This window comes from Cobetia crustatorum, assembly GCF_000591415.1.
GTDB classification, from domain to species: Bacteria; Pseudomonadota; Gammaproteobacteria; order Pseudomonadales; family Halomonadaceae; genus Cobetia; species Cobetia crustatorum.
The window spans coordinates 1-19,091 of sequence record NZ_JEMF01000029.1; the positions used below are offsets into that span (position 1 = coordinate 1).

The 19,091-nt window shown below is 57.1% G+C and carries 15 protein-coding genes; 10 read left to right on the top strand and 5 right to left on the bottom strand.

Translation table 11 applies throughout. The features are described from left to right. Window positions 1-331 precede the first annotated feature (331 nt). The 6 genes from tig to BF12_RS0107905 all read left to right on the top strand — a co-directional run bounded on the left by tig (window position 332) and on the right by BF12_RS0107905 (window position 8,968). Entirely contained in the window at window positions 332-1,684 is a 1,353-nt protein-coding gene (gene tig, locus BF12_RS0107880; protein WP_024951805.1) for a trigger factor, read from the top strand. 121 nt (window positions 1,685-1,805) lie between these two features. Continuing rightward, window positions 1,806-2,426 carry an ATP-dependent Clp endopeptidase proteolytic subunit ClpP gene (gene clpP, locus BF12_RS0107885; protein ID WP_024951806.1) on the top strand — a complete coding sequence of 207 codons (621 nt, stop codon included), beginning with the start codon at window positions 1,806-1,808 and terminating at the stop codon, window positions 2,424-2,426. An 88-nt stretch (window positions 2,427-2,514) separates the two neighbouring features. Beyond that, window positions 2,515-3,804: an ATP-dependent Clp protease ATP-binding subunit ClpX gene (clpX, locus tag BF12_RS0107890; RefSeq protein WP_024951807.1), complete on the top strand. Its 1,290-nt coding sequence runs from the start codon at window positions 2,515-2,517 to the stop codon at window positions 3,802-3,804. Between the two features lie 234 nt (window positions 3,805-4,038). Then, on the top strand, window positions 4,039-6,447 hold the full coding sequence (lon, locus tag BF12_RS0107895) for an endopeptidase La (RefSeq protein WP_024951808.1): 2,409 nt from the start codon (window positions 4,039-4,041) through the stop codon (window positions 6,445-6,447). A gap of 176 nt (window positions 6,448-6,623) precedes the next feature. Next, window positions 6,624-6,896, top strand: coding sequence for a non-specific DNA-binding protein Hbs (hbs, locus tag BF12_RS0107900; protein ID WP_024951809.1), 273 nt, complete (start codon window positions 6,624-6,626; stop codon window positions 6,894-6,896). 257 nt (window positions 6,897-7,153) lie between these two features. Further along, complete coding sequence (locus BF12_RS0107905) at window positions 7,154-8,968, top strand: SurA N-terminal domain-containing protein (RefSeq protein ID WP_024951810.1); 1,815 nt, start codon at window positions 7,154-7,156, stop codon at window positions 8,966-8,968. Window positions 8,969-9,075: 107 nt separating this feature from the next. Here BF12_RS0107905 and BF12_RS0107910 read toward each other — a convergent pair whose 3' ends face one another. Continuing rightward, the gene (locus BF12_RS0107910) at window positions 9,076-10,032 is read right to left on the bottom strand and encodes a LysR family transcriptional regulator (RefSeq protein WP_051510832.1); all 957 of its coding nucleotides are present in this window, start codon (window positions 10,030-10,032) and stop codon (window positions 9,076-9,078) included. 269 nt (window positions 10,033-10,301) lie between these two features. Between BF12_RS0107910 and BF12_RS0107915 the strand changes: the two genes are divergently transcribed. The 3 genes from BF12_RS0107915 (at window position 10,302) to BF12_RS0107925 (ending at window position 14,174) form a co-directional block, all read left to right on the top strand. Beyond that, window positions 10,302-11,300: an NADP-dependent oxidoreductase gene (locus BF12_RS0107915; RefSeq protein ID WP_024951812.1), complete on the top strand. Its 999-nt coding sequence runs from the start codon at window positions 10,302-10,304 to the stop codon at window positions 11,298-11,300. Window positions 11,301-11,640: 340 nt separating this feature from the next. Then, window positions 11,641-12,792, top strand: coding sequence for an iron-containing alcohol dehydrogenase (locus BF12_RS0107920; RefSeq protein WP_024951813.1), 1,152 nt, complete (start codon window positions 11,641-11,643; stop codon window positions 12,790-12,792). A gap of 176 nt (window positions 12,793-12,968) precedes the next feature. Further along, entirely contained in the window at window positions 12,969-14,174 is a 1,206-nt protein-coding gene (locus BF12_RS0107925; protein WP_024951814.1) for a CobW family GTP-binding protein, read from the top strand. 76 nt (window positions 14,175-14,250) lie between these two features. Here the strand turns inward: BF12_RS0107925 and BF12_RS19215 are convergent, their stop codons facing one another. From BF12_RS19215 to queC, 4 genes are read right to left on the bottom strand one after another with little or no spacing between them, the layout of a single operon-like run. Continuing rightward, window positions 14,251-14,529, bottom strand: coding sequence for a YkgJ family cysteine cluster protein (locus BF12_RS19215; RefSeq protein ID WP_024951815.1), 279 nt, complete (start codon window positions 14,527-14,529; stop codon window positions 14,251-14,253). Further along, entirely contained in the window at window positions 14,526-15,443 is a 918-nt protein-coding gene (locus tag BF12_RS0107935) for a hypothetical protein (RefSeq protein ID WP_024951816.1), read from the bottom strand. Before BF12_RS0107935 ends, BF12_RS19215 begins: the two co-directional genes overlap by 4 nt. An 8-nt stretch (window positions 15,444-15,451) precedes the next feature. Then, on the bottom strand, window positions 15,452-16,144 hold the full coding sequence (gene queE / locus BF12_RS0107940; RefSeq protein ID WP_024951817.1) for a 7-carboxy-7-deazaguanine synthase: 693 nt from the start codon (window positions 16,142-16,144) through the stop codon (window positions 15,452-15,454). Next, on the bottom strand, window positions 16,144-16,842 hold the full coding sequence (queC, locus tag BF12_RS0107945; protein ID WP_024951818.1) for a 7-cyano-7-deazaguanine synthase QueC: 699 nt from the start codon (window positions 16,840-16,842) through the stop codon (window positions 16,144-16,146). Before queC ends, queE begins: the two co-directional genes overlap by 1 nt. A gap of 463 nt (window positions 16,843-17,305) precedes the next feature. On the opposite strand from queC, the gene BF12_RS0107950 reads away from it, so the two are divergent. Then, window positions 17,306-19,030, top strand: coding sequence for a putative bifunctional diguanylate cyclase/phosphodiesterase (locus BF12_RS0107950; protein ID WP_024951819.1), 1,725 nt, complete (start codon window positions 17,306-17,308; stop codon window positions 19,028-19,030). The last annotated feature ends 61 nt before the right edge of the window (window positions 19,031-19,091 follow it).

Below are 19,091 nucleotides of genomic sequence, written 5' to 3' on the forward strand. Positions count from 1 at the left end.
ACCCCATCATCCACCCCATTTCTCGATGAATATCAGGATGCTGCCTGGCCCGCTTGGGCGGGCGGCATGCCGCAAAAGGGGGAGAAGGCCAATGGCTTTCTCCCCCTTTTTTCGTGTTTTTCGCACTGTTCCACTCACGCAAATTTCGAGCGGGTACGCACACGATGCGTCCGCAGAACGGCTGAGTAGAGCAGAAAATGGCCTGGTTCCTTGAAAATCTTGGACCAAGGCACCATATGGCATGTCATATCCGCGCTTGCCAGCGCGTGGCGGGGTTTCTACAATCTTCGCCTTTATGATTCGAACGCCACCAGTGGGTAGAGGAAATTTCATGCAAGCTTCTGTCGCAACGACTTCTCCGATCGAGCGCACGGTCACCATTACGGTGCCGGCTTCTGAAGTCGACCAGGCCGTCAACGCCCGTCTTCTGGAAACCGCCAAGACCGTTCGTCTGAACGGCTTCCGCAAGGGCCACGTGCCGATGGCAGTGGTGCACCAGCGTTACGGTAAAGATGTGCGTAACGAGATTGTTGGCGAAATCATGCGCCAGCACTACGTGACCGCCGTCACTGAAAACGAACTCAACCCGGCTGGCTGGCCGAAAATCGACGCGACTGTCGATGAAGCTGGCAAGGACCTGGAGTTTGTTGCAACTCTGGAAATCTATCCGGAAATCGACCTGAAGCCGATCGACGGCGCTGAAATCGAGCGTCCGCAGGCTGAAGTGAACGATGCTGATGTTGAAGAAATGATCGAGACTCTGCGCAAGCAGAATGCTACCTGGACTGACGTCGAGCGCGTTGCTGCCGATGGCGACCAGGTCAACCTCGATTTCGAAGGCTTCCTCGGTGAAGAAGCATTCGAAGGCGGCAAGGCTGAAGGTCACGAGCTGGTGCTGGGCTCCAACAGCTTCATCCCGGGCTTTGAAGAGCAGCTGGTCGGCGCCGCTGCTGGCGACGAAAAGGAAATCAAGGTTTCCTTCCCGGCTGACTACCAGGCTGAGCACCTCGCCGGTCAGGAAGCGACCTTCAAGGTCAAGGTCCACGCCATCAAGGCTCAGGAACTGCCGGAAGTGAATGCGGAGTTCATCACTCAGTTCGGTCTGGAAGCGACTGACGTCGAAAGCTTCAAGGTCGAAGTGAAGAAGAACATGCAGCGTGAGCTGAAGAACGCGATCGAGAATCGCGTCAAGCAGCAAGTGCTGGCCGAACTGACCAAAGCTAACGATATCCTGGTGCCGCAGACATTGGCTGATCAGGAAATCGACGGCCTGAAGCGTCAAGCTGCACAGCAGTTTGGTCTGGGCGAAGACTTCGATGTCTCCCAGCTGCCAGCTGAGCTGTTCCAGGATCAAGCGGTTCAGCGTGTCAAGACTGGCTTGCTGCTCAGCGAAGTCGTCAGCAGTAGCGAAATGGATGTCAGCGAAGACGAGCTGAAAGCGCGTGTTGCCGAAATGGCTCAGCAGTATCAGGACCCGACCCAGGTCACTGAGTACTACACGTCTAACGAACAGGCGCGTAACCAGCTCAAGTCTGTTCTGCTGGAAGAGAAGGCCGTTGACAAGCTGCTGACACAGGCTCAGGTTAAGGACGTTACCATGTCCTACCAGGAAGCCCTGCAAGCCGCTCAGCAGCAGGAAGAAGCAGAAGAAGAGACTGCTGAAGCAGAAGGCGAGCAGGCCTAAATCCTGTCTACCCCTTTTGCTTGCTAGATCAGGACCCGGCTACGGCCGGGTCTCTGGTCAGTGGGCGGGGTAAAGTGGCATGCTCAATGGATATCAACGTCATCGGATGAAGGAAGCCCCCATGAACGACTTCGACATCAAGAATGCTGGCGGTCTGGTTCCGATGGTTGTCGAGCAGAATGCTCGCGGCGAACGGGCCTACGACATCTATTCCCGCCTGCTAAAGGAACGGGTGATCTTCCTTGTCGGTCCGGTTGAGGACTACATGGCCAACCTCGTGGTGGCTCAGCTGTTGTTCCTCGAGTCTGAAAATCCTGACAAGGACATTCATCTGTATATCAACTCGCCGGGTGGATCGGTGACTGCAGGGATGGCGATTTACGACACCATGCAGTTCATCAAGCCCGACGTGTCGACCGTGTGTATTGGTCAGGCTGCAAGTATGGGTGCACTGCTGTTGGCCGGCGGTGCGGCTGAGAAGCGTTACGCTCTGCCGAATTCACGCGTCATGATCCACCAGCCGCTAGGCGGCTATCAGGGTCAGGCGACGGATATCGAGATCCATACCAAGGAAATCCTGACCATCCGCGAGAAGCTGAATCGTATTCTTGCGCATCACACTGGCCAGGATTTCGATACCATTGCCAGTGATACCGACCGTGACAACTTCATGGCCGCCAATCAGGCAATGGAGTACGGCCTGATCGACGCCGTGCTGGAACGCCGTCCTGACGTGGAATAATCTTCCTCGTACACGGCTGACCTGACGTCGGCAAACATGCATTTCCGGCGACTCCCCGGGGGAGTCGCCGCCATTGAGAGGTACGCGAATGGCTGACGGCAAAGGTAAGGACGAGAACGGCAAACTGCTGTACTGCTCCTTCTGTGGCAAGAACCAGAATGAAGTGCGCAAGCTGATCGCGGGACCTTCCGTCTACATCTGCGACGAATGTGTCGATCTGTGCAATGACATCATTCGCGAAGAGGTCCTTGAAGCCGACGCCGAAGGTGATGATGATCGCCTGCCGGCGCCGCGTGAGATTCGTTCGACTCTCGACGATTACGTGATCGGTCAGGACCGCGCCAAGCGTGTGCTGTCCGTGGCAGTGTACAACCACTACAAGCGTCTGCGTGCCGGTCAGAAGACTGGGGACGAGGTGGAGCTGGGTAAGTCCAACATTCTGCTCATCGGCCCGACAGGTAGCGGTAAGACGCTGCTGGCCGAGACGCTGGCACGTCTGTTGAATGTGCCCTTCACCATCGCGGATGCGACCACCCTGACCGAAGCAGGTTATGTCGGTGAGGATGTCGAGAACATCATCCAGAAGCTGCTTCAGAAGTGCGATTACGATGTTGAGAAGGCCGAACGTGGCATTGTCTACATCGATGAGATCGACAAGATCTCACGCAAATCTGATAACCCGTCCATCACGCGGGATGTTTCCGGTGAAGGCGTGCAGCAAGCGCTGTTGAAGCTGATTGAGGGCACTACTGCCTCGGTGCCGCCGCAAGGTGGCCGCAAGCATCCTCAGCAGGAGTTCCTGCAGGTGAACACGGCGAATATCCTGTTCATCGTAGGGGGAGCTTTCGCGGGTCTCGACAAGGTCATCCGTGAGCGCGCCGAGAAGGGTGGCATCGGCTTCAATGCTGAGGTCAAGAGCAAGCAGGATGAGAAAACCGTTGGGCGTGTGCTGGCAGACGTCGAGCCGAGTGATCTAGTCAAGTTTGGTCTTATCCCTGAGTTCGTCGGTCGTCTGCCGGTCATCGCGACACTGACCGAGCTGGATGAAGATGCGCTGGTGCAGATTCTGACGGAACCGAAGAACTCGCTGGTCAAGCAGTACTCGCGTCTGTTCGAGATGGAAGATGTCGAGCTGGACCTGCGTGAAGATGCGCTGCGTGCTGTGGCACGCAAGGCGATCGAGCGTCGTACCGGTGCACGTGGCCTGCGTTCGATTCTTGAGTCTGTGCTGCTCGATACCATGTATGACATTCCCTCTGAAGAGAGCGTCAGCAAGGTGGTGGTCGATGAGTCGGTCATCCTCGGTGACAGTAAGCCATTGCTGATCTACTCCAAGAGTGAAGAAAGTCAGGACAAGGTGGCCGGCAAGGACGGCTAACGCGTCCAGGCCTGAGTATCACCAACGGGGGGCCGCAAGGCCCCCCGTTGCGTATGCGGATACTCATCGTGACCTCTGACAATGTGATTGATCATCGTCCTGTGGCTTCAATTAGCGTTGAGTTACCGCTACAGGTGTCGGGATCATTGCAAAATCATGACCTTGCCCCCATGGTCTCTGAATCCGAGAGCCGCGTGACGCGGCCCACCCACCGAATACCGAGGAACGTCTGCCATGGAGCAGAACGATGATCAGACCCTGACACTTCCGCTGCTACCGTTGCGGGATGTGGTGGTCTATCCCCAGATGGTGATTCCGCTGTTCGTCGGCCGAGAGAAGTCGATCCAGGCCCTCGAAGTGGCCATGGAAGGTGACAAGAAAATCCTGCTGGCTGCGCAGCGTGAAGCCGGTCAGGACGATCCGACGTCGGAAGACTTGTTCGCCATCGGTACCGTTGCTGACATCATGCAGCTGCTCAAACTGCCGGACGGCACCGTCAAGGTGCTGATCGAAGGCAATTCGCGCGCTGATATCAAGGATATTCGTCTGCACGAAGACGGCCACAGCATTGCTGATGTCGTCCTGCGTGAAAGCCAGCCGCTCAGCGAGCGTGAGCAGGAGACGCTGGTGCGTGTGCTGCTCAATCAGTTCGAGCAGTACGTCAAGTTGTCCAAGAAAGTGCCTAACGAGGTACTGGGCAGCCTGCAGGGTATCGAAGACCCGAGCCGACTGGTGGATACCATCAGTGCGCACTTGTCGTTGGGTATCAATGACAAGCAGGCGCTGCTCGAGATGGACAAGGTGCGCGACCGCATCGAGCACTTGATGACGTTGATCGAAGCGGAAATCGACCTGCTGCAGGTCGAGAAGCGCATTCGTACGCGCGTCAAGGAGCAGATGGAGAAGTCACAGCGCGAGTACTATCTCAACGAGCAGATGAAGGCCATCCAGAAAGAAATGGGTGAGCTGGATGACGTACCCAATGAGGTTGAGCAGTACGAGCGTCGTATCAAGGACGCTGGCATGCCGAAAGAGGCAGAGGACAAGGCCAATCAAGAGCTCAACAAGCTCAAGATGATGGGCCCGACCTCTGCTGAAGCGACTGTCGTGCGCACCTACCTTGACTGGTTGTGCGACGTGCCGTGGAAAAAACGCACTCGCGTCCGCCATGATCTCGATCACGCCTCTCGCGTGCTCGACGAAGACCATTACGGACTTGATGAGGTCAAGGAACGCATTCTTGAGTATCTCGCCGTGCAAAAGCGCGTCAAGAAGCTCAAGGGGCCGGTGTTGTGTCTGGTAGGCCCTCCCGGGGTCGGCAAGACCTCGTTGGGCAAGTCCATCGCCCGTGCGACCAATCGTCAGTACACGCGTATGGCGTTGGGCGGCGTGCGTGACGAATCCGAGATTCGTGGCCATCGGCGTACCTATATTGGCGCATTGCCGGGCAAGATCATCCAGCGCATGGCCAAGACGGGTGTGAAGAATCCGTTGGTACTGCTCGATGAGGTCGATAAGCTGGGCATGGACCATCGTGGCGACCCGGCGTCGGCGCTACTCGAAGTGTTGGATCCGGAGCAGAACGACAAGTTCGCAGATCATTACCTCGAGCTTGACTATGATTTGTCCGAAGCTATGTTCATCTGTACCTCCAATTCGATGAATATTCCGGGCCCGCTGCGTGACCGCATGGAGATCATCCGTCTGCCGGGTTACACCGAAGACGAGAAGCTCGCCATCGCGATGCGCTATCTGGTGTCTAAGCAGCTCAAGGCAAATGGCCTCAAGCCAGGTGAATTGACGTTCAGTGAAGCCTCCGTGCTGGAATTGATTCGTTACTATTCCCGTGAAGCGGGTGTCCGTGAGCTGGAGCGTCAGATTGCCAAGGTATGTCGCAAGATCGTGCGTGAGCGTGTCGTAGCGGAAGCGAAGGAAGGTGCACTGGCCTCAATGCACCTCGAAGCTGAGCAGGTTGAGCATTATGCTGGCGTGCGCAAGTACAGCTTCGGTTTGGCTGATGCAGAAGATCAGATTGGTCGTGTCACTGGCTTGGCCTGGACGTCGGTGGGTGGCGAATTATTAACCATCGAATCCGTCGTGACGCCTGGCAAGGGGCGGATCAGCAAGACCGGCTCATTGGGCGATGTCATGAAAGAGTCCGTGAGCGCGGCACACACCGTCGTACGTGCACGTGCAGAAGCCTTCGGTATCGCGCCTGAGCGCTTCGAGAAGGAAGATCTGCATATTCACGTGCCGGAAGGCGCTACGCCTAAGGACGGCCCCAGTGCGGGCGCTGCAATGGTCACTGCGATGGTGTCCGCTTACTGCGGACGACCCGTGCGCTGTGATGTGGCCATGACCGGTGAGGTCAACCTGCGTGGCGAAGTCATGCCGATCGGTGGGCTCAAGGAGAAATTGCTGGCAGCCCGACGTGGTGGTATAAAGCTGGTACTGATTCCCGAGGAAAATCGCCGTGATCTCAAAGAGATCCCGGATACTATCAAGGATGCACTCGATATTCGGCCGGTGCGCTGGATTGATGAGGTTCTTGAGGTCGCTCTAGCAGAAAAGCCTTCTGCTGAGAAGGATGAAACTCGGTCAGACGATGCAAGTGGTCGTCAGACAATGATCAGTACACATTGACGGATTTTTTCGGCCATGCCGCTGTCGAAACGGCGGTATGGTGCGGTTTTGCGCGTGAGGTTGCTTGACAGTCGTTTGAGGGCGTTGCTATAAACTCCGCATCGTCGCGATCGTGTTTGGTATCCGTATTTCTCGCGCTGATTTCTGGTAATTTTTGCAAATTCAAGGGGTGAATAGTGAACAAATCCGAGCTGATCGAAGCCATTGCTGCATCTGCCGATATTCCGAAAGCAGCAGCTAGCCGTGCACTCGATGCGATGGTCGACACCGTCACTGATAGCCTGAAAAAAGGTGAGACCGTGGCATTGGTCGGATTCGGCACCTTTACTGTCAAGGATCGTGCTGCTCGTACTGGCCGTAACCCGCAGACTGGCGCTCCGATCGAAATCAGTGCTGCCAAGGTGCCGAGCTTCAAAGCAGGCAAGGCACTGAAAGACGCCGTCAACTGAGGTCTGCCTGCGTTGCAGGCTCCCGGTGACGCGGTTCCGATTCGTCAGGTGCTTCATTGTCTGCCGGGTCGGAACCAAGATACCGAAGCGCATCGCCTGGCGATGCGCTTTTTTTGTGACTGTTTTCATGACTGATGCCCAGCCATTATCATTCGGTAGCTGAAAGGCACCTGCATCTGCTGGCGGCATGCGTATAATCATCAGTCACTGAGTCGCGGCCCTTGTGGCCATTCCTATCCCTGTAGTTCGAGGCTTGCATGCTGCAACGAATTCGAGACCGGTCGCATGGCTGGGTGGCCAAGACGATCGTTGGCTTTATTGTTGTCACCTTTGCCTTCTTTGGCGTCGAGTCCATCATTGGTGCCTTTACTGGCAGCAGCGATGAGGTGGCGACCGTCAACGGTGACAAGATCAGCCGTCAGTCGGTAGAAACTGAAGTACAGCGTGCTATTCGTTCTGGCCAGGTGGCGCCGGAGCAGGAGCGTGAAGCGCGCACTCAAATCATCAATCAGATGATCGACTCACGCCTGTTGGATCAGTATGCAGAAGAGGGTGGTCTGCATCTTTCGGATGCCCAGCTCGATCAACTGATCGTGAGCCTTCCTGAGTTTCAGGATGACAAGGGGCGCTTCGATGCCGATGTCTTCCGTAACCGCCTGGCCAGCGCTGGCTATTCGCCGACGTCCTTCCGTCAGCAACTGAGCAGCGACACTCTGCGTGAGCAGCTGCGTCAAGGCTTTGCTAGTAGCGCTTTCGTGTTGCCGAGCGAAACAGAAGCGCTGAGCAAGCTTCAGCGCCAGACCCGTAGCTTCCGCTACGCCACACTGAGCAGTGCAGATCTGGAAACGCCGGTCACGCTCAGCGATGACGAGCTGACGGCCTGGTACGACGGCCACCAGGAGAACTATCGCCGCCCCGCGCAGGTCAAGCTGGCCTACGTGCTGCTCGATCAGACAGAGCTTGCGGAAGGTGGTGAAGTCACTGACGAGACCTTGCAGGCCGAGTACGCTGCAAAACGTGCTGAAGCGCCGCGTGAGATCGCGCACATCATGGTCGAGAAGGGCGATGACGTGGCGGCTTCGCGAAGCAAGCTTGAAGCAGCGCGTGAGCAGCTGGCTGCTGGTGAAGACTTCGCCAAGGTGGCTGAAAGCGTTTCTGAAGATAGCTCCACGGCTGATAAAGGCGGAGAGCTGGGCGTCATCACGCGAGGCATCTTCGGTGAAGAGTTTGATGATGCTGCTTTCGCGTTGGATGAAGGCCAGGTTTCCGATATCGTCGATACCGGCGACAGCCTGCACCTGATCAAGGTGACGGGATTGGATATCGCCTCGTTTGATGACATGCGTGACGAGCTGCTGACGGATGCTCGCCAGTCGGCCTCACGCGATGCCTTCAACGAGAAAGCGCAGCAGCTGAAGGATGAGAGCTTCGCGGCAGATGACCTCAAGAGTGTTGCCAAGGATCTCGACCTACCGCTGCAGCAGACGGATTGGGTCGCACAGGATACTGATGATGCGTTGCTATCAGAGCCTGGCGTGATGTCTGCTGCCTTCGATGATGAAGTGCTCAAGGAAGGCTACAACAGCGATGTGATCGAGCTGGATGACAGTCGTCGTCTGGTACTGCGTGTGGCTGAGCAGCGCCCTGCTACCACACTGGCTTTTGATGAGGTCAAGCAGCAGGTGCAGCGTGAAGCAACTGCCGACAAGACCACCAATGCGCTCAAGGCCCTGGCCGAGTCAGACCTGAAAACCCTGAGTGATGGACAGCAGGTTGATGGTATTGATTGGCGCGAGGCCAAGGATGTTAGCCGCCAGGCCGACTCCCAGCTTCCACAAAGCCTTGTCAAGCAGGCCTTTGCGCTGGCTCATCCGCAGGGTGGCAAGTCGGTATACGGTCATGCAGTGCTCAAGAACGGTATTGCGCTGATTGAACTGACGGATGTTGGTGAATCCGAGCCAGGCGAGATGGATCAGTTCCTGTCGCGCCTCGCCAGTCGCCTGCAAGCGCAGGCAGCGGTGCAGGGACTACAGGAATCCTTGCGTGAGCGGGCTGACATCGAACGTAAGTAAACATTAGTTGTTCGAGAGTATAAAAAACCGCCACCTTTTTTGGGTGGCGGTTTTTTATGTCTGTAGAAGTCCATGCGTAATTAATGCGACCTCGCCTGCCTTTATTGTCAGACGTTAAGGAGATGGCGGAGTCGCTGTGTCAGCTCACGATGACGAACCTGGATGCCTGCAGATAGCCGTTGCCGTAGCCAGCTGTGCCCAGCGTCGTGATGCAGACGTTCATGCCATACCAGCCAGTAGGAAAAGCTATTGATATCGATCGGCAGTGGTCTGATGGTCAAAGGTAGTTGTTCCAGCATGCTGGCGGCTAGACAGCCAGGCACACAGAGCAGCAAGTCACTGTGGCAGGTGACGCTGAAAGCAGCGAGGAAGTGAGGCTGGCGCAGGACGACTTGGCGACTCAAGCCTTGCTCAGCGAGTGCCAGGTCTACCGCGCCACGTTCATCGCCGCCCATGCTGATCAATTGATGACCCGCCACCAGAAAATCGTCAAGACTCAACGTGGGCTTGGTAGCCAGCGGATGGTCCTTGCGCATGACACAGACAAAGTGATCCGCTCCAATTTCTCGCCCGTGCACTCCTGCCGGAACTTTGGCAGTCGGCACGCACATCGCAAGTTCAGGTCCTCCTTCATCCAGCTGCTGTTCGACATTGCCACCGTAGGCTTGAATATCGAGACGCACGTTTGGAGCTTCACGATGCAGAGGCGCAATCTGTGGCGCGACGAATGCATGCATTCCATAGTCTGTGGTCGCCAGCTGAAAGCGTCGCTGGCTATCCGCCGGGAAAAACTCCGGCGGTGCCAATAGCGCGCCTAGCGCCTGTAGTAGACGCGCTAGAGGCTGTTGTAGTGCCTCAGCGCGCGCGGTAGGGCGCAGGCCGCGCTGAGCGCGTACAAAGAGTGGATCATCAAAGGCTTCACGCAAGCGTCCGAGTGTGCGTGAGACGGCAGGCTGGCTCAGGTTCAGGCGCTCTGCGGCCCGCGAGACACTTCGCGTCTCCAGCAGGGCATGCAGTGCCACGAGTGTATTGAGATCATGGCGTGCCAATTCGGCCAAGTGCATGACAGTCTCCAAGTGTAGAAAAGACCAACGTGAAGAAAGCCAATCCGAGAGGCGAGCGGAATGCTCGCTTGGGGAATCGGCAGTGATTTTCAACCACCAATGATATCAGCCTTGCGCATACCGGAATTCAGTTTTTGGCATTGGTGTGATAACTCGATCGCGAGTAATCTGGCGGCATCTTCCCGCTGGTGGAACGATTACCAGCGGCTATCGTCACATTGAGCAGATCAACGTGATGATTCGACAGACCTACTCGCAAGGAGCATCCCATGCAGACACGTTATTTCACCATTACCGATTATCCGACAGGCACTCCGGAGCGCGAGCTATTCAAGCTGCGTGAAGAGGCACTGGCTGAACTGGCTGAAGGCGAGGTTCGTGTTCGTAATGCCTGGTTATCTGTCGACCCCTACATGCGGGGCCGTATGAGTGGTGTAAAAACCTACATTGACCCCTTTGAGCTGAATGCTCCGCTGCAGGGCGCTGCCGTCGGGGAAGTGATCGAATCACGTGATTCCCGCTTCGCAGTCGGTGACAAGGTGCGTCATATGGATGGCTGGCGTGATATTGCTCAGCTGTCGGCTGATCAGGTTGAGGCGCTGCCGAGCATCGAAGTGCCGGATCAGGCCTATCTGGGCGTGTTGGGCATGCCAGGCATGACCGCCTGGACAGGTCTCAATATCATCGCTGAAATGAAAGAAGGTGATAATGTGCTGGTCAGTGCCGCCTCTGGCGCGGTGGGTTCTCTTGCTGTACAGCTGGCCAAGGCCAAGGGCGGCACCGTCGTCGGCATCGCCGGTAGTCAGGAGAAACTTGATTGGCTTGAGGCACGTGGCGTCAAGGCGGTCAGCTACAAAGGCAAGAACGCTGAGCAACTGACAGCAGAATTGCATGATGCTTGCCCAGACGGCTTCGATGTCTATTACGAGAACGTCGGCGGTGATTGTCTGGTGGCGGCGTTGAATAACCTGCGCGTCGGTGCACGTATCGCTGTCTGCGGCATGATCTCGCGTTACAACGACACTCAGCCGGTGGAAGGCCCTGCGAACCTCGCGATGATCCTGGTACGCCGTGCTCGCATGCAGGGCTTCATCGTCTTCGAGCATTGGGATAACTATGCTCGTTTCCTCGAAGAAGTAGGGCCGCTCGTCGCCAAGGGTGAGATCGAGTATGAAGAGACCGTCGAAGAAGGGCTCGAGCAGACGCCAGATGCGTTCCTGAAGCTCTTCACCGGTGCCAACAAAGGCAAGATGCTAGTGCGTCTGTAAGCGGTTGCTTGATCGTTCTAGCTGATGAAAATGGCTCGCCTCGGCGGGCCATTTTTATGTCATCAGTACGGCCATGAAAGACTTGAGAGGGTATTTCAGAAAGTGGTGATAACTCTATTGATGCCGGTATGGAATCAAAGACGTGAGCATCACCCTCTCCTTTAGTCGTAGTTCTGTCGGTAGAATGCTCCTCAGCATCTGTAGCGATAGGCGGCGATGTTACCTGTCTTGCCACCCATCGCTCTTACCCCGAAAACGATATATCGCGTCAGACGACACCTGCTGGCATTGAGTCCGTAATGGAACCCTGCACTGTCGCTGACGTCGCGAGGAGCGCAACATGCAAGACTTTACCTATCAGAACCCGACCCGTGTCCACTTCGGTGCTGGCCAGATTGCCAAGGTGCGCGATGAGATTCCCGCAGATGCCCGCGTGCTGGTCACCTATGGTGGTGGTTCCATCAAGCGTAATGGCGTGATGGACCAGATCGAGAGCGCTCTTGAGGGGCGTGAATGGTGGAGCTTCGGTGGCATCGAGCCCAATCCGAGCTACCATACCCTGCTGGAGGCGCTGGACGTCATCAAGCGCGAGAAGATCGATTTTCTGCTAGCCGTTGGCGGTGGCAGCGTGGCTGACGGTAGCAAGTTTCTGGCACTGGCGGCGTGCCATGCAGGCGACCCGTGGGAAATCCTTGCTGAAGGCAAGCATCCGCAGACGGCGCTGCCACTGGGTGTCGTACTGACGCTGCCGGCTACCGGTTCCGAATCCAACGGCAATGCCGTCGTGACCAACTATGAGACTCACGACAAGCTGCCGATGTTCAGCGAGCTGGCATATCCGCGCTTCGCGGTGCTTGACCCCGCAACGACTCTGACCTTGCCGGAGCGCCAGAGTGTCAATGGCGTGGTCGATGCCTTCATTCATGTCAGCGAGCAGTACCTGACCTATCCCGTCAATGCACCAGTGCAGGACCGCTTTTCGGAAGGGCTGCTGATGACCTTGATCGAGGAAGGCCCCAAGGTGCTGAGTCAGCCGGATGACCTGGCGGTACGTGCCAATATCATGTGGGCCGCCAATCTGGGTCTCAACGGCTTGATTGGTCGTGGTGTGCCGCAGGATTGGGCTACGCACATGATCGGACACGAGATCACTGCACTGCATGGCGTTGATCACGGTCGCACTCTCACCATCGTGATGCCGGCGCTGTGGGAGGAGCTGTTCGAGGCCAAGCGCGCCAAGCTGGCCCAGTACGGCCGCCGTGTCTGGGCATTGGAAGGCGATGACGAGAGCGTTGCACGGGCTGCCATCGTCAAGACGCGTGAGTTCTTCACACGCATGGGTGCCCCAGTGTCGTTGAGTGAGGCCAGCATCTCGGCTGATAGCATCGACAAACTGGTCGAGAATCTGACCCGTCACGGCTTTACTGCCATCGGTGAGCACGGTGATATCACCCCTGACGTTGCTCGCCGCATTTTGACGCGCGCTGCCTGACGCGCGCTGCTTGGCGGCATACCAGGCGCTCGTCGATACTCAATCCCCTCGTCACTCCGGTGGCGGGGGGATTGTGCGTTCAGGAAGCTCAGTTTGTGGGTGACTGTCAGGTAAGTTTTGTTATTATGTAACAATTGATGCGTACCAATTGCTTTTCCTGCTGCGGAGATTCTTCCATGCCCTTGGATTCACGTGCGCCGCTCAGGCCCATTCCTGTCCATCTGATTACCGGTTTTCTCGGCACCGGCAAGAGCAGCTTCATACAGGCATTGGTCGCTGCCAAGCCTGCGGACGAACATTGGGCAATCCTGGTCAATGAGTTCGGGCAGGTGGGGATCGATCAGGCGCTGTTCGCTGAGCGCGATGACATCACCGTCAAAGGATTGCCCGGCGGTTGCATGTGTTGTCAGCTGGCGTTCGTGCTGCAAGCGGGTCTGGTCAGCTTGATCCATCAGGCGCGCCCTGATCGACTGATCATCGAGCCATCGGGGCTGGGCCATCCGGCAGGCTTGATCGATGTGTTGCGTGGGGAAGGGCTGGCCTCAGCATTAGTGCTGCAGGAGGTGATTACGCTGCTTGACCCTCGGGCTCTGGAGGATGCACGCACGTTCGAACATGGCACCTTCCAGGATCAGTTGAGCCTGGCCGGTGGCGTTGTGCTGAGCAAGCGTGATCTGTCGACTCCTCAGCAGCTGACGGCAGCCCATGATTATCTGGAAGGGCTATGGCCACGCAAACGCTGGATCGCAGAGCTGGGTCGCGATGCAGAAGGTGCTCCGCAGGCGATGAGAGAAGGGGATGATGCCACGCTGATCGAATGGCTGATAAACGGTATCGAGACAGAGGAAGATATTCAGGCGTTTGCAGGACTTGCAATGCCTGCCGAGCATCGCGTGGCGCATGCCAGTGCTCGTCTAGCATCGACTCTACCGCAGGACGGTGACGCGGTTGATGCATCGCGTTCCTCGCCGCCTTCTGATGCCTCATCTTCCGTAATCCCCTTGCCTGGTGCGCCGGTGATCGAGCAGGCAGAGCGCCTTGGGCATGCCAGCATCGGCTGGCGACTGGCTCCCGCTGAGGTATTTGATCTCGACCGTCTGACCCAGTGGCTGGATGGCTTGCCGCGCGAATGGCGAGTGAAAGGAGTCTTTCATGTGCAGGAGGGCTGGCGTAGTTACAACCGTGCCAATGGGCGAGCTGAGTTATCGCCTTCAAGTTGGCGACAGGATTCGCGTCTGGAGCTGATTGCCTCGCACTCGGATGGCCAGTCACCCATGGATAGCAGCGTGGCCTCGCCCTTTGGCGAGACAGCGATGCTGACTCAGGCACTGTTGGCATGTCGCAGTGACGGGGCAGCGGAGCCTTTCAGCTTTTTCCGCTAGATCTCTTCATCTGGACAGCAGCCGTGTTGTTTGTTGAGAGCATCCGGTGAGGTGGCCTGATGGGGGCGCAGGAGGGTCAGGTCAGGCGTTCCCACTCACCGATCAGGCGCAGTGCTTCATCGCGGCCATCACCACACAGCTCACGGTCAAAGCCGAAGTTGCCACACACCGCCGGACGCTCCGGCTGGCCGAAGAGCTTGCACAGGTTGTCAGTGTCGAGCTGAATGCAGCGTACGCCTGCCGGCTTGCCATCGGGCATGCCGGGAATGGCGCTCGAGATCGAAGGCGCAATGCAGCAGGCACCGCACCCGGCACGACAGCCGGGTGCGGGATCAGTGGCCGTGTTGTGGTTCATGAGGCTTCATTGCCTGCTACCTCTTCTCTGGATGTATCCAGCGTAGGCATGACCAGGGGTTGGCGAGCGCTTTCAGGCGTGTGCAGGGCGATGGCGCCCTTGTTGATGCCTTCGTAGGCCTCGACACGGATCGTATCACCGCTCTCGAGTGCGATCTGGCGAGCCAACCAGTCGGCGATCCATTCGATGGTGGTCGGCGTTGGCAGCAGCCAGACACGCTGACGCGGCAGGCGAATGCGGAACTTGCCCTGCGGTGCTTCGTAGCTGAACACCATGTCACGGCCTGGGCGGTCGAACAGGTCCGCCTCTTCCGCCAGATAGCTGTCATGCAGCTTCTCGGCCCACTCTGCTTCCAGTGTCGTATCGCGTTCGCCGTTGCGCTCGATGATCAGCGGTGAGCGATGGCCGTGCGCAATACGCTGGCAGTTGCCCGTATGATGACGCAGGCCATGGCTATAGGTGTAGGTCGCGCCGTCGATGACTTCGTTGCGCAACTTGACGCGAATGGCATCAACGCGTGGCGGAAGCCTGAGCATCAGCAGCTTCTCGAAGTGCTGAGTCATCACCTCGTCGGTAATCTCGGCGACGGGTAGCAGGCAGAAAGCCTGACGTGGGCCACGGACTTCCATGGCGTAGGGCTGGGTGAAGCGCAGTGACAGCCCTTCGGGGCAATCGGTGACACTGACACCTTCCGCTAGTGTTGGCACGATCAAGGTATGGTCCGCATCCTGATCGATAAGCCCCTTGGCCCATGGCTTCACATTGCCGAAGTCGAACAGCATGCCATCGTGGCCAACTTCGCCGTCCAGTTCGATATCAAGATGCTGACTGAGGCCGTACAGGCCGCGCGTGTTGCTCCAGGTGGAGGCATCCAACGCTGTCAGTGCCCTGACGAACAGGGTCTTGGTGATCATTGCTTTCATCAATCGATACCACTGATTTTGTGAGTCTGTAGCGACAGCTGCCACTGAGGATTGGCCATGCAGTAGTTGACGCACTGCGTCATGGGCGTCTCGCGGGCCAGCACTTCATGGTAATGCGCCAGCGCGGCAGCGGGCGCTGGCAGTGCTTCCAGTGCGGAGGTGTCCAGCGGCTGCAGATAGAAGTGGGTGAAATCCAGGCTAGCGAAGCGCTCTGGCAATGCCTCGGGCTGCGGATAGACGAGTTTGAGCTCATCGCCGGCACTGACGATCAGAGTGCTAGCGCCCTTGGGGCTGACACACAGCCAGTCGATACCTGCTGGCGGGATAACCGTGCCATTGGTTTCTACCGCAATCTCGAATTCGTGAGCATGCATGGCGTCTATCAAGACGCTATCCAGTTGCAGCAGTGGCTCCCCGCCGGTGAAGACGACATAGGGTGTCGCAATGCCTGAGTGCTCCGGCCATAGGCTTGCGAGGAAATCCGCGAGCGACTGCGCCTCGCGAAACTTGCCGCCATTCTGGCCATCAGTGCCGATAAAGTCGGTATCGCAGAAGCGACAGACAGACGTGTCACGGTCGCGCTCGCGACCACTCCACAGATTGCAGCCGGCAAAGCGGCAGAACACGCTGGCGCGCCCTGCGCGAGCACCTTCGCCCTGCAGGGTGTAGAAAGCTTCCTTTACCGTATACATCAGAGAGTGTCCGTGCCCTTGGCTGTCGCAGGCATTTCATAGCCAAGTGGGTCGCTCAGGCCGTGGCTGGCAAATGCCTCTAAGCGCTCACGGCAGCTACCACATTCGCCACAGGCAAGTTCGCGACCCTCATAGCAAGTCCAGGTCTGGCTGTAGTCGAGTTGCATGGCGATGCCAGCGGCCAGGACTTCATCCTTGCGCGAGTGCAAGAAGGGCGCACGGATCTCGATTGGCGAGAAATTGGCGATCGCGGCGACTGCATTCATCTTGTCGACGAATTCAGGGCGACAGTCCGGATAAAGCACATGATCCCCACCATGAGCACCGTAGAAGCAGACATCGGCGTCAATATTGACCGCCTTGGCGATGGCCAATGACAGCAGGATCATGTTGCGGTTAGGCACCACGGTCGAGGTCATCGAGGCTTCGTCGTAGTCAGCCTTCGGCATCGCCTGATCGGCATTGGTCAGCGCAGAGTTACTGATCAGGCCATGAATCGCACGAATATCGACGATTTCATGTGCCACACCCAGTGATTCACATACCGCGCGAGCGACATCGAGTTCACGTGAATGACGTTGGCCGTAATGGAAGGAAAGAGCATGTACCTCGAAGCCTTCCTTCAATGCCTGATGCAGTACAGTGTAGGAGTCCATGCCACCGGAATAGATGACGACCGCGCGTGGCGCAGACACCATGTCAGTGGCAGGAGTGCTAGAGGGTGTAGCGGAATTCGGGACGTGTTGAGTCATGACGGAGAATTTCTTTGACCGATGGATTCGCGCCCGGGATCCGGTCCGGGCGAAACGGGCGCCTATCCTACTCTTCCGCACCGCCTGATGCTACTGACGCGAGATGCCGCAACACAAGTTATACATGGCTTTACGCGACTCGGAATGCCATGGTCGAGATCCAAGCGTTGAGTTGTCGAGAAAATAGCCTTGGTACCTTTCCTATGGCTTGGCATAGACTCAAGTGACTATTATTCGTGTATAGAATTCTTGTGTGTGCTTTTGTATGGCGACACCGTGTATCTGTTGATGGATTCACCGTAACCCGAGTTGTCTTGTCTCATTCTTGGTGGTGAAAACAGCGTGCTGCTGAAGGCGCTGTCGAACAGGGCCGAAAGGATTTTTCTTTGTCACTATAGGCGGGGTAAACGTGCCTCTCGATATCCTGATCAAACTGCTGTCTTCCATTGAAGAACCCTTGTGGATCTATGATCGTTTCGGCCAGCTAGCCTGGAGTTCTCCGCGCGCCCGTCAAGTGGATAACCAGCCAGAGCTGCCATCTCCTGTGCCTCGCATGCCAGAGCCCTGTGGCTTGAGTGGTCAGCCGAATTTCTGGCTTGTCGGCATTACCGGAAGACTTGGTGATTGGTTGTTAGTACAGCAGACCAATCTTCCGTGGAGGATAGCGGTGTTCGATGATGAGCAACTGATCGCTAATACCTGCGGCTGGCAAGAACTCTTCGGGCTGGCTCGTCCGCGCCTGGAGCCGGTGAGCGAGCGCCGTGTGCGTCTCAAGGCTCCTTTCTCGGGATTGGCAGAAGCAAGAGCGTCCGGTCTCGACGACAAGGCACTGATTGCATTGCGTCGTTTGCAGCCGATCAACCTTTTGTCACGTGACCGTTTCAATGCCCAGGTAGATGAGTTGCTGATTGAGGAGGCTACCGATGGTGGCATCATCTATCTATCTCTGACGCACCTGGAAATCATCAACTCCGCCCATGGTGCTGAACGAATAGACCCGCTGTTGGAGCGCATGGCAGAGTCCATGTCACTGCAGTATCGCGATGCATTGGTCTGTCGTCCGTTGGGTAATGCCTTTGCATTGTTCCTCAAGGGCGATGAAGCGGCGTTGATCGCTCGCGCCAGTGAGCTATGCGAGCGGTTGGTCACGCTGATGCGCCTGGATGGCAAGATGCTGCCGGTGACAGCGCGGGTGGGTATCAGTCTTGCGCCGCTACATGCGCGACGCGCCTACCGACTCATGCATCTGGCAGAACTGGCCATGCTGCACGGCGAGCACGACGATATCGATGTGTGTGGTCCGTGGCATGTGTTCTCGCCGGGAGCTCATATGCGTCATCTCAATGATTACCGTCTGACCAGTGATCTGCGTGAGCACCTTGAAGAGCTCGATCTCGCCTTCCAGCCGCAGTTTGACCTTGTCAGTGGGCAGGCAGTCGGCGTTGAGGTGCTGGTACGTTGGGATCACCCGGAGCTTGGCACCATCGGCCCGGGACGCTTTATCCCACTGGCCGAGCAGTATGGGCTGATCGGTACGGTCGGGGCGCGGGTCATGGATACAGCATTCCTGGCGACGCGAGATTTGGTCACGCCAGATGGCAAACCGCTATCGGTGGCCATCAACGTCTCAGCGCAGGAGTTCCGTGATCCCGGTTTCCCGGCGCGGGTGTCAGAGGCACTGGCGCGGCATGATTTTGCCCCGGAGCGCCTAGAGCTCGAAATTACCGAATCCTCACGCGTGCCGGATCTCGATCGTGTCGTAGAGCGACTGACTGGCCTGATTGACCGTGGTGTGCGCTTGGCTATCGATGATTTTGGGACCGGCTTTGCATCATTACTCTATGTACGTGACTTGCGTGCGTGTCGCCTCAAGATTGATCAACAATTCGTGCGTTGCCTTGATCATGACTCACGCGATCGGGCCATCGTGTCTCACGCCATTTCTCTGGCAGATAGCTTGGGAATGGAGGTGTTGGCAGAAGGCGTCGAAACCGCCGAGCAGGAACGCCTATTGATCGAAATGGGGTGTCATCTGGTGCAGGGCTTCCGCTATGCACGGCCCAAGCGGCTTCCAGAGTTGATCGAGTGGTTGAACCGCAAGCCTTACGTTCATCCATGTATTGGGACTTCCTGATCGCTGTCTCGTGGTAGTGAGACACGAATCGCTAAGCTTCGACAAACAAACAAACAAACAA

What these genes read in the sequence shown, in the direction of transcription:
- tig (WP_024951805.1), top strand. Translation starts at nt 332, where the DNA reads ATGCAAGCTTCTGTCGCAACGACTTCTCCGATCGAGCGCACGGTCACC.
- clpP (WP_024951806.1), top strand. Translation starts at nt 1,806, where the DNA reads ATGAACGACTTCGACATCAAGAATGCTGGCGGTCTGGTTCCGATGGTT.
- clpX (WP_024951807.1), top strand. Translation starts at nt 2,515, where the DNA reads ATGGCTGACGGCAAAGGTAAGGACGAGAACGGCAAACTGCTGTACTGC.
- lon (WP_024951808.1), top strand. Translation starts at nt 4,039, where the DNA reads ATGGAGCAGAACGATGATCAGACCCTGACACTTCCGCTGCTACCGTTG.
- BF12_RS0107905 (WP_024951810.1), top strand. Translation starts at nt 7,154, where the DNA reads ATGCTGCAACGAATTCGAGACCGGTCGCATGGCTGGGTGGCCAAGACG.
- BF12_RS0107910 (WP_051510832.1), bottom strand. Translation starts at nt 10,032, where the DNA reads ATGCACTTGGCCGAATTGGCACGCCATGATCTCAATACACTCGTGGCA.
- BF12_RS0107915 (WP_024951812.1), top strand. Translation starts at nt 10,302, where the DNA reads ATGCAGACACGTTATTTCACCATTACCGATTATCCGACAGGCACTCCG.
- BF12_RS0107920 (WP_024951813.1), top strand. Translation starts at nt 11,641, where the DNA reads ATGCAAGACTTTACCTATCAGAACCCGACCCGTGTCCACTTCGGTGCT.
- BF12_RS0107925 (WP_024951814.1), top strand. Translation starts at nt 12,969, where the DNA reads ATGCCCTTGGATTCACGTGCGCCGCTCAGGCCCATTCCTGTCCATCTG.
- BF12_RS19215 (WP_024951815.1), bottom strand. Translation starts at nt 14,529, where the DNA reads ATGAACCACAACACGGCCACTGATCCCGCACCCGGCTGTCGTGCCGGG.
- BF12_RS0107935 (WP_024951816.1), bottom strand. Translation starts at nt 15,443, where the DNA reads ATGATCACCAAGACCCTGTTCGTCAGGGCACTGACAGCGTTGGATGCC.
- queE (WP_024951817.1), bottom strand. Translation starts at nt 16,144, where the DNA reads ATGTATACGGTAAAGGAAGCTTTCTACACCCTGCAGGGCGAAGGTGCT.
- queC (WP_024951818.1), bottom strand. Translation starts at nt 16,842, where the DNA reads ATGGTGTCTGCGCCACGCGCGGTCGTCATCTATTCCGGTGGCATGGAC.